This window comes from Bradyrhizobium sp. S3.7.6, assembly GCF_054061875.1.
Genome location: NZ_JBSSEQ010000001.1, coordinates 1,752,667 through 1,766,272, shown reverse-complemented (window position 1 = coordinate 1,766,272; position 13,606 = coordinate 1,752,667). Strand labels below are relative to the sequence as shown.

At 64.9% G+C, this 13,606-nt stretch carries 14 protein-coding genes and 2 pseudogenes; 8 read left to right on the top strand and 8 right to left on the bottom strand.

Annotation, left to right across the window (positions count from 1 at the left end; all coding sequences use genetic code 11):
* Positions 1-26: 26 nt before the first annotated feature.
* The 4 genes and pseudogenes from ACVJ5M_RS08370 to ACVJ5M_RS08355 all read left to right on the top strand — a co-directional run bounded on the left by ACVJ5M_RS08370 (position 27) and on the right by ACVJ5M_RS08355 (position 3,871).
* Positions 27-1,472 carry a TAXI family TRAP transporter solute-binding subunit gene (locus ACVJ5M_RS08370; RefSeq protein WP_354099846.1) on the top strand — a complete coding sequence of 482 codons (1,446 nt, stop codon included), beginning with the start codon at positions 27-29 and terminating at the stop codon, positions 1,470-1,472.
* Positions 1,473-1,586: 114 nt separating this feature from the next.
* Positions 1,587-1,804 (top strand): annotated as a pseudogene (locus ACVJ5M_RS08365) (hypothetical protein).
* Between the two features lie 159 nt (positions 1,805-1,963).
* Positions 1,964-3,073: a cyclic nucleotide-gated ion channel gene (locus ACVJ5M_RS08360; protein WP_063980920.1), complete on the top strand. Its 1,110-nt coding sequence runs from the start codon at positions 1,964-1,966 to the stop codon at positions 3,071-3,073.
* A gap of 12 nt (positions 3,074-3,085) precedes the next feature.
* Entirely contained in the window at positions 3,086-3,871 is a 786-nt protein-coding gene (locus ACVJ5M_RS08355; RefSeq protein ID WP_063980919.1) for an enoyl-CoA hydratase/isomerase family protein, read from the top strand.
* Here the strand turns inward: ACVJ5M_RS08355 and ACVJ5M_RS08350 are convergent, their stop codons facing one another.
* Both ACVJ5M_RS08350 and ACVJ5M_RS08345 read right to left on the bottom strand, forming a co-directional pair.
* On the bottom strand, positions 3,872-4,306 hold the full coding sequence (locus tag ACVJ5M_RS08350) for a DUF6157 family protein (RefSeq protein ID WP_063980918.1): 435 nt from the start codon (positions 4,304-4,306) through the stop codon (positions 3,872-3,874). It lies immediately after the preceding gene.
* Between the two features lie 17 nt (positions 4,307-4,323).
* Positions 4,324-4,968, bottom strand: coding sequence for a glutathione S-transferase family protein (locus ACVJ5M_RS08345; protein WP_063980917.1), 645 nt, complete (start codon positions 4,966-4,968; stop codon positions 4,324-4,326).
* An 84-nt stretch (positions 4,969-5,052) separates the two neighbouring features.
* On the opposite strand from ACVJ5M_RS08345, the gene ACVJ5M_RS08340 reads away from it, so the two are divergent.
* Together ACVJ5M_RS08340 and ACVJ5M_RS08335 are read left to right on the top strand one after the other, a co-directional pair.
* Positions 5,053-6,036 carry a helix-turn-helix transcriptional regulator gene (locus ACVJ5M_RS08340; protein ID WP_063980916.1) on the top strand — a complete coding sequence of 328 codons (984 nt, stop codon included), beginning with the start codon at positions 5,053-5,055 and terminating at the stop codon, positions 6,034-6,036.
* A 138-nt stretch (positions 6,037-6,174) separates the two neighbouring features.
* Entirely contained in the window at positions 6,175-6,408 is a 234-nt protein-coding gene (locus tag ACVJ5M_RS08335) for a hypothetical protein (RefSeq protein WP_014498305.1), read from the top strand.
* A gap of 56 nt (positions 6,409-6,464) precedes the next feature.
* Here the strand turns inward: ACVJ5M_RS08335 and ACVJ5M_RS08330 are convergent, their stop codons facing one another.
* The 3 genes and pseudogenes from ACVJ5M_RS08330 to ACVJ5M_RS08320 form a co-directional block, all read right to left on the bottom strand.
* Positions 6,465-7,412, bottom strand: coding sequence for a fatty acid desaturase (locus tag ACVJ5M_RS08330; RefSeq protein ID WP_063980915.1), 948 nt, complete (start codon positions 7,410-7,412; stop codon positions 6,465-6,467).
* A 15-nt stretch (positions 7,413-7,427) separates the two neighbouring features.
* A pseudogene (locus ACVJ5M_RS08325) lies at positions 7,428-8,446 on the bottom strand (alpha/beta fold hydrolase).
* A gap of 157 nt (positions 8,447-8,603) precedes the next feature.
* Positions 8,604-9,407, bottom strand: a complete 804-nt coding sequence (locus tag ACVJ5M_RS08320; protein ID WP_354097734.1) for an MBL fold metallo-hydrolase — start codon at positions 9,405-9,407, stop codon at positions 8,604-8,606.
* Positions 9,408-9,535: 128 nt separating this feature from the next.
* Between ACVJ5M_RS08320 and ACVJ5M_RS08315 the strand changes: the two genes are divergently transcribed.
* Complete coding sequence (locus ACVJ5M_RS08315; RefSeq protein ID WP_063980913.1) at positions 9,536-9,781, top strand: hypothetical protein; 246 nt, start codon at positions 9,536-9,538, stop codon at positions 9,779-9,781.
* 357 nt (positions 9,782-10,138) lie between these two features.
* Here the strand turns inward: ACVJ5M_RS08315 and ACVJ5M_RS08310 are convergent, their stop codons facing one another.
* On the bottom strand, positions 10,139-10,279 hold the full coding sequence (locus tag ACVJ5M_RS08310; RefSeq protein WP_245328534.1) for a hypothetical protein: 141 nt from the start codon (positions 10,277-10,279) through the stop codon (positions 10,139-10,141).
* Between ACVJ5M_RS08310 and ACVJ5M_RS08305 the strand changes: the two genes are divergently transcribed.
* A complete protein-coding gene (locus tag ACVJ5M_RS08305; protein WP_245328533.1) occupies positions 10,278-10,967 on the top strand; it encodes a helix-turn-helix domain-containing protein in 690 nt (229 codons plus the stop codon). The two genes, ACVJ5M_RS08310 and ACVJ5M_RS08305, sit on opposite strands and share 2 nt — an antisense overlap.
* Here the strand turns inward: ACVJ5M_RS08305 and ACVJ5M_RS08300 are convergent.
* A complete protein-coding gene (locus ACVJ5M_RS08300) occupies positions 10,964-11,971 on the bottom strand; it encodes a zinc-dependent alcohol dehydrogenase family protein (protein ID WP_063980911.1) in 1,008 nt (335 codons plus the stop codon). The genes ACVJ5M_RS08305 and ACVJ5M_RS08300 overlap by 4 nt on opposite strands.
* 16 nt (positions 11,972-11,987) lie before the next feature.
* On the bottom strand, positions 11,988-13,601 hold the full coding sequence (locus tag ACVJ5M_RS08295; RefSeq protein ID WP_063980910.1) for an acyl-CoA synthetase: 1,614 nt from the start codon (positions 13,599-13,601) through the stop codon (positions 11,988-11,990).
* Positions 13,602-13,606 lie beyond the last annotated feature (5 nt).

The window sequence follows — 13,606 nt, the reverse complement described above, 5'->3', positions numbered from 1 at the left end:
CTCAGGAATAGGGCCGGAGTGCTGCCATGAGTACTGAAGGCCCAACCTCGTCACCGACCGAACCGCCGCCGCGGCGCCCCAAGGTGATCAAAACCAATCAGCAGCAGGTCTTTCTCTACGTCGTGCTGACGCTGCTGCTGTCGCTCGCCACCGTCTGGGGCGGCCGCGCCATGCTGCACAATTCGGAGACGCTGACCTTTGCCGTCGGCACCCCCAACAGCGACGAAGCGCTGTTCGCCGCCAAGCTCGCCACTTTGCTGAAGAACAACGCCTCGCGCTTCCGGATCAAGATCGTCAACAACGCAGACAATGCCAAGGCGCTCGCACAGTTCGACCGCAAGCAGGCCGACCTCGCCGTCCTTCGCACCGACACCAAGGTGCCGCTGCGGGCGCGCACGCTCGCGATCCTCGAGCACGATCTGGTGCTGCTGCTCGGTCCCGGCAACAAGAAGATCAAGTCGCTCGCCGAGTTGAAGAAGAAGAAAGTTGCCGTCCTCGCCGAGAACGAATCCTCGCTCGCCTTCGTCCGTAGCATCCTCGACATCCCCGACGGTCCGGATGCCGCCAGGATCCAGATGGCGCCGCAGGGTGCAACGCTCGACAAGCTGTTTGCGCCGGCGAGCGGCTTCGGCGCGGTGATCGCCATCGTCCATACCTCCAGGGCGGTGCGGGACAAGGCCTATGAGCAGGTCGCCAAGCGCGGCGGCTTCACACTGAACGCGATCGACGAGGCCAAGGCGCTCGCGCGCAAGATTCCCGGCATTTCCAGTGAAACGCTGACTGCGGGCACGCTGTCCGCATCGCCGGAAATTCCCGACGACGACCTCGACACGATCGGGCTCGAATGGCTGCTGGTCGCGCAATCAAGGATGTCGGCGAGCACGGCGGGCGAGCTCGCGCGCGTCGTCTATGAGAACAAATCCGCGCTCGGGCTCGACAACGGCTTCGCCAGCAGAATCGAGCCGGCCTCCGTCGAGAAGGATGCCTACGTGATGGCGCATCAGGGGGCGGCCGACTACATCAACGACGACACCAAGTCGTTCATGGATAAGTACAGCGACCTGATGTATCTGGGCGCCGCCGCGCTCAGCGTGATCGGCTCGATCTTCGCCGCGATCTACGCCAAGATCACCCGCATCGCGCCGGAGAAGGCTGGCGAGCTTTCCACCGCCGTCCTCGACATCGGCGAACGCATCGAGCACGCGCATTCGCTGGACCAGCTCGAATGTCTCCAGGACGAGCTGGAGGGCATTCTGCGCGGCGCGGTCATAGGTCTCAGGGACGGCACGATCAGTACCGACGGGCTCGACACGTTCAAGCTCGGCTACGAGTTCGTCCGCGACGAGATCGGCATGCGCCGCGACTATCTCAAACGCCACTGCGGCGAGGCCGACAAGGTCGCCCAGGATACGGCCCCTCCCCAGCAGGACGAGAGCAAGATCGTCGTGGTGAAGACAGCTCAGAGTGCCTGACCTATCGGTTTGACGGGTCTCGCAGCGGCGCCTTGCCGCGAATCCCCGGGCTGAAACCGGGAACCGTCCCCCATCCACAACCGTTTGCTCCCGGATACAACCGGAGCACGCGCGATGCGTACACTCCTCGTCATAATCCTTCTGGGCATGCTGGTAGCGGCTGGATATTTCGCCTATTCCGCAATGGCGATCGAGGGCGAGCCGATCCCGACGGAAGGCTATGTGGCGTTGGCGCTGGGAGCGGGTTTCGCCATCGTCGTCGGCATCGGCCTGATGATGTTGCTTTTTTCAGCAGCCGCCGCGGCTACGACGAGCCGCCGCATTTCAGGTAGCGCCCCGGATCCACCACGGCATCGGGCTTGCCGCGTGCCTGTCCGACGATGCTGCGGGCAGCCCCCTGCCCGTCGTTGACGGCTCCTGCCCGGGCGGGCACTTTGGCGGCGGCGTCCCAGCCGGGACCGCAAGAGACACGACCGAGCCCGCCTTCCCGCATGTCCAAGCCGCTGATCCCCGCATTGGCCCAGTTCGTGGCCGCCACGGCCGGCCGCAACATGACCAAGGCGGCCTATGTGGCGGTCGGGCTCGGCGTGGTCAGCATGGTGCTGCTGACGGTCAACCCGGCCTATGAGACGGCGCACCGCTGGGTCGACGCCCTGCTGTGGGCCTGCCTCGTCTATTTCGTGTTCGAATGGGTGGTCCGGCTGCGCCACATGGCACAGACGGGGCGCCTGTCGCTCTACATGACCTCCTCGGCCGGAGTGGTCGATGCTCTGGGCGCGCTGGCGGTGCCGGCCGCGCTCCTGATCGGCATCGAGCCGAAGACGGCGTGGCTGCTCAGCGTGCTCTGGGTGTTGAAGGTGGTGCCGGGCATTCCGGGCCTGCGGCAGCTGCGCCGGGTGCTGGTGCTGGAATCGGGCCCGCTGGTCAGCGTGCTCGTGATCTTCCTGATGGTGGTGTTCCTCGCTTCCGTCGCCGAATATTTCCTGGAGCGGGACGTGCAGCCGCAGACTTTCGGCAGCGTCCCCGCCGCGCTGTGGTGGGCTGTCGTCACGCTGACGACGACGGGCTATGGCGACGTCGTGCCGGTGACGCCGCTCGGGCGCATCGTGGCGGCCATGGTGATGATCTCCGGCCTCGGCGTGTTCGGGCTGTGGACTGGTATTCTGGCGACCGGCTTTGCCGCCGAGACCCGGCGCGACAATTTCCTCAAGACCTGGGAATCCGTCAGCAAGGTGCCGTTTTTCGCAGCGCTCGGCCCTGCTGCCATCGCCGACGTCACCCACATGCTGCGCACCATGGAGCTGCCCGCGCGGACCATGATCATCCGCAAGGGCACGCAGGGCGACTGCATGTATTTCATCGCCGCCGGCGAGGTCGAGGTCGACCTGCCCGGCAAGAAGGTCCAGCTCGGCGAGGGCGCGTTCTTCGGCGAGATGGCGCTGCTCGGCAACAACAAGCGCGGCGCCAATGTCTCGACCACGAAGGTGTCGCGGCTGCTGGTGCTCGACCTCGTCGATTTCCGCGTGCTGATGGCGCGGCACCCCGATCTCGCCGAGACCATCGATGCGGAAGCCAAGCGCCGCACACTCGAAAACAAATAAATGGAGACAAGAATGTCGGACACAGCCGACGCAGCCTCAGGCCCCGTGCTCGAACGTGACGGCGCACGCGCCACCATCCGCCTCAACCGGCCCAAACATCTCAACCGGCTCCAGGCCGAGGATCTCGGCGAGCTGGTCAGACTTTTCGACCGGATCGAGGCCGATCCTGATATCCGCGTGCTGGTGCTGACCGGCACGGGGCGGGCCTTCTCCGCGGGCTATGACCTCAACTCGGTTGCCGAGCGCGCGGTCAGCGCCAACGAGCAGCAGAGCGCGGGCTCGGCGTTCGAGGTCGTCGTCAACCGGTTGGAGGATCTCGGCGTGCCGACGATCTGCCGGCTCAATGGCGGCGTCTATGGCGGCTCGACCGACCTCGCGCTCGCCTGCGATTTCCGCATCGGCGTCGACACCGCCGAGATGTTCATGCCGGCGGCGCGGCTCGGGCTGCACTACTACAGAAGCGGCATCAAGCGTTACGTGACGCGGCTCGGCGTCGACAATGCGAAGAAGCTGTTCCTCACCGCGCAGAAAATCAGCGCGCCGGAGATGCTGCGGATCGGATACCTCACGGCCATGGTGCCGGAGGAAACGCTCGATGAAGAGGTTGACAAGCTCGCGAGCGTTCTCGCCGGCAACGCCCCGCAGGCGATGCGCGGCATGAAGCGCGCCATCAATGAATTCGCCCGCGGAGAGCTGGATGAAGCCGCCGCCGACCAGCGCCACCGCGACAGCATGCGCGGCGACGAGATCAAGGAAGGCATCAAGGCGTTCGCGAAAAAACGGCCGCCAAAATTCTGATCACGCCCGCTGCGACCGCATCGCGCGCACCTGCGTGAGCTTGGGATCGCGGACGAGCACTTGGTAGCGTTTGCTGTCGACGGCGTAAATCGCGATCCGGCCCTCACTGTCGGCATGAACGCCCCAGCCGAAGCGCTTGCCCAGGCTCGACGCCCTCATGCACGCCTGGCCCCGGGAGAAAAACGCTTCACGGGCCGCATGCTTCTCCGTCTTCGTCGCCGTCACATCGAGCTCACGTCCCGGCGCAGACGTCGCGAAGATCACGTCGTCGGAGGTGTGCTTGTAGGGTGCCTTGGCGATCATCTCGTATTGCAGGCACGCCACCGTCGGCTTTCCCGCGCGCAGCGGCGGCTCCTCGCCAGTATGCGCGGGACAGTCTTCAGCCACCCGGATGAAGGTGTTGAAGCAGTTGGTCGTGTGCATCGACTTTGCCATCTGCAACCCTGGAACATTCAACCACCCGCAGCCGCGGCATGCTGCGCCGCCATCTCGTCGTCGGCGGCATTGATCCGCTGGAACGCAGGCCGGTTCGTCATCCGTTCGGCATAACGAACGAATACATCTTTTTTCGGCACGATGCCGAACATCATCGTCCAGCTGAACGCGACACCCCACAAGATATCGGCGGCCGTCATGCGCTCGCCGAGCAGATACGGACCCTTCGACAGTTGCGCCTCGAGCGCGCCCAGCATGGTGTCGTAATCGGCATAGGGTGACTGCATGATCGGTGCCGGCTCGCGCTGCATGAACTTGTCGATCAGGGCCGGCTCGAACGATGCGCCGTAATAGGCGATCCAGCGCAGGTAAGGACCGCGCAGCGGATCGTTCAGCGCGGGCGTCAGTCCCGCCTGCGGAAACAGATCGGCGAGATAGATGGTGATCGCGACCTGCTCGGTCACCAGCGCCTCGCCGTGGCGGACCGCCGGCACCTTGCCGAGCGGATTGATGGCGAGATAGGCGCCGTGGCGCTGCTCGCCGGCCTTCATGTTGAGGACGTGGAGATCGTAGGGCGCGCCCAGCTCCTCCAGCAGCACCCGCGTGCCGGTGGCGCGGCTTTGCGGCGAATAATACAGGGTGATGCGGTTTTGATCGGTCATAACAGGTCTCCATCTGGCCGGCTGGCGATGGCGCTTGTAGCGGACCATACCTGACATCCTGTGTCAGGTATGGTTTAAGGGATCATGCGCGCGAGCAGAATGCTGTCGATCCTCACCACCCTCCAGGCCAGGGGGCAGGTCACTGCGCCCGAGCTTGCGGAAGCCTGCGAGGTCTCGGTGCGCACGATCTATCGCGACATCGACGCGCTCGCGGCGTCCGGCGTCCCCGTTTATGCCGACCGCGGCGCGGAGGGCGGCTATCGCCTGCTCGACGGTTATCGCGTGCGTTTGAACGGCCTGTCGCAGAACGAGGCGGAGGCCCTGTTCCTTGCGGGACTGCCGGGACCGGCCGCGGCGCTCGGGCTGGACGCGGCGATGATCGCCGCGCAGAACAAGCTGATGGCGGCACTCCCGGCCAACCTTCGCGAAGATGCCGGGCGGATGCAGGAGCGTTTTCACCTGGACGCCCCCGGCTGGTTCGGCGAGACGGAAGAACCCAAACATCTGCGCACCATTGCCGGCGCGGCTCTGCGCGGGACGCTGATCAGGATCCGCTACCAGAGCTGGCGCGCGGAGAAGCAGCGCCGCGTCGCACCGCTCGGGCTCGTGCTGAAGGGCGGCAGCTGGTATCTCGCCGGTCACGTCGACGGCAGCACGCGCACCTATCGCATCGCGCGCGTGCTGGACTGCACCGCGCTCGACGATCGCTTCGATCGTCCCGCCGCGTTCGATCTCGCCGCCTATTGGCAGGCTGCGACGCTTCGCCTCGAAGCCGAGATGCATCCCAATGTCGCGATCGTGCGGCTGTCGCCGTTCGGCGTCAAACTGCTCGACGCGCTGAGCCAGCCTTACGTCAAGGCGCGCACGCAACTTGAAGAGACCACGGATGCGGACGGCTGGCGCATCGCGCGCGTGCCGACCGGCAAGACGTCATGGCACGCGGCATCCGAATTGCTGCGGCTTGGGTCCGAGGCCGAAGTGCTGGAGCCCGCCGATCTCCGCGAGAAGATGGCGGAGATGACGCAGGCGATGGCTGCGCGCTATCGCGCAGCGGCGCGAAAAGCCTGACAGCGGCGCATTTCACCGAAGCCCACGAAACATTCCTGAAACACGATTCCTGCCTCGCGCCCTGAACGCGTTCGCGTCTCGGCCCGACGGAGAAGCAGGGACACAACAACGGCCTTAGCGCCACACTGGAGAATGAAAATGTTTCGTAAGCTTGCTCTTGGTCTGATCGCTGCTGGTTCGCTCGGTGCTGCCGCTCTCGCGCCCACCGCGGCTTCGGCCCACGGCTTCCATCATCACTGGGGTCCCGGCTGGGGCTTTGGCGGCGTCTACGTCAACACCGGCGTCAGCAATTGCTACCAGGAGCGCGTCGTCCGGACCCGCCATGGCCTGCGCGTCCGCGTCGTGAATGTCTGCGCCTACGGGATCTACTGATATCTGACGTCCTCGACAAAGCTCCGGTCGCATCGCGGCCGGAGTTTTGCATTGGGTTAACCAATCTGCCGATGCCGGCGAAACCAGGCCCAGGTCTCGCGCGTCGTCCTGATGTAGCCGCGGCCGCGATGGACGATCTCGTCGTCGACGATCTCGTTCAGCTTCGGCAGCGCGTGAAACGGGATCGAGGGATAGGCGTGGTGCTCGACGTGGTAGGGCATATTCCACGCGAACCATTTGACGATCGCGCTGGTGTAGGTGGTGCGCGTGTTCTGGAAGGCGCTGCGGGTGCGGTCGCAGCCGGTGTGCTCGGCATAGAGATAGGGCCGCAGGAAGGACTGCCCGATGATCAGCGGGACAATCCAGACCCAGAGCAGCAACGCCGAGGAAAACCACAGCGAGAGCGCGAGCAACAGCGCATAGAGCCCGGCATAGGCGCGCGCCTCGCGCACGATGGTGGCGCGCTTGTTTTCGGGAATCCAGGGCACGGTGACCTTGCCGGTGACGGCGTGGCCGAGCATCAACTGGAGGCGGCCGGCGACCTGAAGCAGGCCGCTATAGGCGAGCGCGAGCTGCGTGTCGGATGTCGGCTTCACGCCGACGATCAGCTCCGGGTCCTTGTCCGGATCCTGGGTGTAGCGATGATGGTCCCAGTGAAACAGGCAGTAATATTCGTAAGGTTGTCCGATGATGAAGGCCGAGGGATAGCCGACCGCAAGGTTGAGGCCACGGCTCCTGAACGCGGTCTTGTGCGCGGTCTCGTGCAGCGCCATGAACAGGAAGGCGACGAAATAGCCCTGCACCGCCATCAGCGGCAGCGCCCATAACACGCCCCAGGCTGAAGAGACCTTCCAGACCAGCGCGCCGACCAGCACTACCAGACCGTAATGGCTGAGACTTTTCGCGGCCCCCCTGAGGTTCGAGCGCACCGACAATTCGCGCAGCATCGCCGGTGTCAGCGGCTTCAGACGATGGCCGGGCTCTGAAACGGTCGCGTCAGTCATGATCGAGGACTCGCCCTATTTGCTGAGAAGCTCTGCGACCTCGGCCTTGAGGAAGGCCTGGTCGCGCGGATTGTTGACGGGTTGCCGGCGCGATGGCCGTGCAGCGACGGGATCGGATGCAGCACCGCCGATTTTGCGTTGACCAGCCTGCCCAGCTCGTCCTCGTTGTCGCGGACGTCGAAATAGCGGTCGGTCGCACCCGGCATCAGCAGCATGTGCGCCTTGATCGCGGCCAGCGCCCGATCGAGGTCGCCGCCGAATGAAGCGCAACGACTGATGTCACCGCGCTGCCAGATCCCGGCCTGCGCGAGGAGATCGTTGGCATCACGCCGGGCAAAGGTCGCGTCCCAATTCCGGACCAGATAATCCTCCAGCGAGGTGAAGCCCGCCTCGCGCCAGAGCTCGTCGCGATAGAAGCCGTGCGACATCGCCCAGCCGGCATAGACGCGCCCCATGGCGCGATAGCCGGCAACGGGCTTCTCGACGAAGCGGCCGTCGCGGAAGGCGGGATCACCGGTCAGCGCAGCCTTCACGCTTTCGAGGAAGACGTAATTATAGGGCGCGCAGCGCGCACTGCCGCAGACCACCGCGGCCCGCGCGACCATGTCGGGATGCAGCGCCGCCCAATGATAGGTCTGCATGCCGCCCATCGACCAGCCATAGACCAGCGCCAGCTTTGTGATGCCGAAGCGCTCGGTCAGCAGCCGGTGCTGGACCGCGATGGCGTCGTGATAGGTGATTTGCGGGAATGGCGCCTCGCCGGAATTCGACGGCGAGGACGACAGGCCGTTGCCGAACAGGTTCGGGATGATGATGAAGTAGCGCGTAGGGTCGAGCACGCCATCGGGCCCGATCAGCCATTCCGTGTCGTAGTGTTGGGCGCTGAACGAGGTCGGGTAGAGGATAACGTTGTCCCTGGCCGGGCTGAGGGTGCCGTAGGTCTTGTAGGCGAGCTTCATCGCGGGGAAGACGGCGCCGGATTGAAGCATGACGTCGCCGGCCTCAAAAATCTCGTAGTCGCGCTGCCCGGTCATGCGTCCAACTCCCGCTCACGCGGCCGCAACATGCGCCCGCCGAGACAACGATGCATTGTTCGTGCCGGACCGGCAAACGCATCGTTGCGTCGCGCTTAATATCTGTACTTATAGTACAGTTATTAGATCAGAACAAGGGGGGTTTGGTCGTCGCGCGTCAGGCGATGGCCGCAATGTATCGCTGCACGGACGCCGCGAATGCGGCCTTGGCACCGGAGGCGATGTTGCGGCCCCACCAGGCGCCGTAGATGCGGTCAAAGGCGAGCGGCTCCACAGCGGCTGCGATCCGCCGCACCGCGGCGGCGTTGAGTGGCATGTAGTTCGGATAGGAGTACATGAAGCTGACGAAGCGGCGGTCCATCGCCACCTGCGCGATGTCGCCCGTGAGCAGCGCGCCCTCGGCATCCGCACCGCGCGCATGGTGCAGCATGGTGGCGCCCGCGAAATGACCGCCGGTGCGCAGCAGCAGCACATCGTCGGAGATGCGCTGCTGATCGCCGGTCCAGTGCACGATGGCGGGATGCGGCCGCATCACCCACTGGCGGTCATCAGCATGGAGATAGACCGGCACGCCGCCGAACGCCTCGCTCCAGTCGGCAAACGCGCCGTAGAAGTGTGGATGCGAGATCGCGATCGCCTTCAGCCCGCCAAGCGAGCGCACATGCGCGATAGCTTCCGACGTCGCTAGCGGGACGCAGTCCCACATCAGACAGCCGTCGCCGAGCGGCACCAACAGCGCGCGCTGGCCGATGGCGAAGCTCGGCTCGGACCCGACGCCGGTGAGGCCGAGATCGTCCCGCCAGGCAAGGCGGTGCCGTTCCGCCAACGCTTCGCGTGTGAGGAAGGTTTGGCCCTTCCAGTTCACGAACTGCCGCTCGTCCTCGCAGATCGGACAGGATGCGGGCGGATTTCCGCTGTCTGAAAATTGCGCGCCGCAGGTTTCGCAGGTCCAGAGGGGCATGGCCGTGATCCAGAAGAAGAAGGGGACACCCACGAGATGACGCCGTGGCCCTCCCATCGCAAGTGCGGAGGAACCAACCCGGCTAGCACATGTTACTTTCCGGTCCGCCCCGGCGCCATTGGCCGGTCATGTCAGCCCGTCTTGTCAGCCCTGCTTGTGCAAGACCATTTGCGCCGGCAGTCGCTCAACGTCCCGATGGCATCGCGCTCCCCTCCCCGCCTCTGTCGGGCTATCTCGACTACACGTTCGGCTATGTCGCCGTGTTCGCGCTGGCGGCCATGTTCGGCGCCATCGCGATCGCCTGCGTGCTGATGATCCCCGCAAAGGCGATCGACGATCGACGATCGCGCCGCGCGCGGCTGCAAGGAGGATGATCCCGACAGCGCGCCGGATGCGTTCACCATGCTGCTCAAGCACCGGGCGCTGCTCGTGCTGGCGCTCGCGCTCGCGCTTTTTCATCTCGGCACACCGGGCTGCGGCACCAGGTCGCGGTCACAGCGCGTCATCGCGAGTGGCTTATCACGCAATCCGGCGCTTTTGCGGTTGCGGAGCACCGGCCCGACGATACAACCTGCCGTAAATCGCCAACTAACCTGCCCTTCCCGATCGATGATCCAGCCTCAACTCTCATTCGATGGCGACCCGAATGGCCAGGCCTATGAAAGATGGCGCGAGCAGTTTTGCCGCCAGGTCGCCGACGTCGATTTCGTTCCGATCGGGGAAGGACGTGTTCACCGGACCATTTCGCCGGCTATTCTTCCGCGCCTCCGACTCTCGGCCTCGTTCGGCACGCCGATGTCCTTCGTATCGCTGGGGACGAACGACGAATTGGTGATCACGATGTCGCCGAATTCGGCGCTGAGCGGGGCCATGGGACGACGTCCGCTGGAGGTCGCCGCCGGCGACGTCACGATCGGCGACCCCTCGATCAAGGGCGCCCATATCACCCAGACGACGCACGGCAACTTCCAGACCGCGCTACTGCCGCGCAAGGCGCTGCTGCGCGCGTGCCCGAATGCCGAGGACCTGATCGCGCAGTCGATCCCCGGCGCCAATCCGATCACCTCGATGTTCCTGCGATATTATGATCTCGCGCACACTTATGCCGACAAGCTCGCGCCCGCGGAGCTCGATGCGGTCTCGCAGCATTTGTTCGACCTCTCCGTGCTGATGATCGGAGCGCGCGGCGATGTCGCCGAGCAAGCTCGCATGCGCGGCCTTGCGGCGGCGCGTCTCGAAACCCTCAAATCCGACATCCTGGCCCAGCTCGACAACCCCGCGCTGTCGCTCACCGTCCTTTCAGCCGCGCACCGGATCAGCCCGCGCACGATTCAGTTGATGTTCGAGCAGGCCGGCATCACCTATAGCGGCTTCGTGCTGGAGCAGCGGCTGCTGCGCGCCGAGCGGCTGCTTCGAAATCCAAACCTGCGCGCGCGCAAGATCATCGAGATCGCGCACCTCGCCGGCTTTCACGACGTCTCCTACTTCCATCGCGCATTCCGCCGCCGCTTCGGACGGACGCCCGACGACGTCAGGAAGCTTTCTGGCGAGATGGGCTAAGGAAACTCAACCACGATCTTGCCGAAGTGACCGCCCTGCTGCATCAGCCGCAACGCGTCCGGCACGGCATCGAAGCCGAACGCACGGTCGATGACCGGCTTCATGCCATTGCGGCCGATCGCGGCCGTCATCCCCTCGAACATCCGACGGCTGCCGACTGACAAGCCGATGACGTGCAGGTTCTTGGAGAACAGGCTCGGTATCGCGATCTGCTGCGAGAAGCCGGTGAGCACGCCGATCACCAGAATGTTGCCACCGACCCTGATAGCCTCGAGCGACTGTGCAAAGGTATCCTTGCCGCCGACCTCGACGACGTGGTCGACGCCGACGCCGGTCCAGTCGGCCGCCGCCTTGCCCCATTCCGGCACCGTACGATAATTGATGGTGTGGTCGGCGCCGAGCGTTTTGGCACGTTCGAGCTTCTCGTCGCTCGACGACGTCACGATCACGCTCGCGCCGGCGAGCTTTGCGAATTGCAGCGCGAAGATCGAGACACCGCCGGTGCCCTGCACCAGCACGGTGTCACCAGGTTTCACCTTGGCCTCTTCGAACTGCGCGCGCCACGCCGTGAGGCCGGCGCAGGGCAGCGTCGCCGCTTCCAGGAATGAAAGGTGCGATGGAATGCGGCTGACGCCCTCGGCATCGAGCAGCATCACCTCCTGCAACACGCCCGGCCGCGTGCCGCCGAGCGCATAGCGGCGGCTGGTCGCCGATACCTTTCCGTCGATCCAGGACTGGAAGAACATCGGACAGACGCGATCGCCAACCGCGACGCGGGCAACGCCGTCGCCGACCGCGATGACTTCGCCGGCACCATCCGAGAACGGGATCAGCGGCAATCGTGAGACGCCGCCCTTGCCCTGCACCGTGAGCAGATCACGATAGTTGAGCGATGCCGCCTTCATCCGCACCGCGACCTGGCCGGGGCCAGGCGTGGGCTCGGGCAGATCGACCAGCTCCAGCCCCTCGATCGACCAGTCGCGCTCGACCTGCCAGACCTTCATGGCGACCGCTCCGTGCTTACGCCCCAAAATTCTTCTGGATCGCCTTGTCGAGCGTCTCGCCGCCGACGAAGCGTTGGCGCAATTCGCGCTTGAGCAGCTTGCCGCTCGGGTTCTTCGGCAGGCTGTCGACGAAGATGACGCGCTTGGGCACCTTGAAATGCGCCATCTGGCCGGCGCAGTGCTTGATGACGGCGTCCTCCTCCAGCGTCTCGCCGGTCTTGACCACGACGATCGCGGTCACCGCCTCGATCCAGCGCGGATCGGGCAGGCCAACCACGGCAACCTCGGAGACCGCAGGGATGCGGTAGACCATCTCCTCGACCTCGCGACTCGCGACATTCTCGCCACCGGTCTTGATCATGTCCTTGACGCGGTCGACCACAGTGATGTGGCCCTCGGCATCGACGGTGGCGAGATCGCCGGAGTGAAACCAGCCGCCGGTGAAGGCCGCCGCGGTCTTCACGGGGTCATTATAATAGCCGGAGAGAAGATGCGGCGAGCGGTGCACGATCTCCCCGACCTCGGCGACTTTCACGTCTTCCATCGCCGTGTTGACCACGCGCGTCTCGACGTTGAGCACGGGCTTGCCGGCCGAACCGGCCTTGCGCAGCTGGTCCTCGGGCCGCAGCACGGTCGCGAGTGGCGCGATCTCGGTCTGGCCGTAGAAATTCCAGAATTTGACATTGGGCAGGCGGCGCTGAAGTTCGAGCAGCACCTCCACCGGCATGATCGAGGCGCCATAATAGCCCTTCTGAAGCGTCGACAGATCGGTCTTGTCGAAGTTCGGCGAGCGCAGCATCGCGATCCAGATCGTCGGCGGCGCGAAGAAGGACGTGATCTTGTGCGCCTGGATCAGCGCCAGGATATTGTCGGCGGTCGGTTTGCCCGTGATCACGCCGGAGGCACCGAGATAGATCTGCGGCCCCAGGAAGACGTCGAGCTGGGCGCAGTGATAGAGCGGCAGCGCGTGCAGGAACTTGTCGTCCGCGCTCATGCCGCCGTCGATGATGCAGCTCACGTACTGCCACATCACGGCTTCATGGGTCAGCATCGCGCCCTTGGGCAGCGATTCCGTGCCGCTGGTGTAGACGATCTGTGCGAGATCGCGGCTGTCGACGGAGGCCTCCAGGAACGACCCGTCGGGGCTGAGGAGATCGTCGAAATTGGTGAGGCCCGCGGGCGCGGATGCCGGATCCTCGCCCGGCAGCCAGATCATCTTCTCGACCTCGCAATCCCTGGCGCTTGCGGCCTTTGCCGGCTCGACGAAATCGGGGCCGGTCGCAAGCAGCTTCGCGCCGGAGCTTTTCAGGATGAAATTGATCTCATCCGGGTTGAGCATGAAATTGATCGGCACCAGCACCGCACCGATCCGCGCCAGCGCGAAGCGCAACGCCGCAAACGCGTGCGAATTGCGTGAGAGCACGGCAACGCGATCGCCCTTGCTGACGCCGAGACCGAGCAGGCCGCGTCCGAGCCGGTTGCAGATCGCGTCCATCTCGGCAAACGTCCAGCTGACATGGCCGCAGCTCACTGCGAGCTTGTTCGGCTCGCGGACTGCCGAGCGGCGCAAGAGATCGCCGATGGAATGCTCGCGCGCTTTCGAGATGGTAGCCGCGATGTCGCCGGTCATGTGTT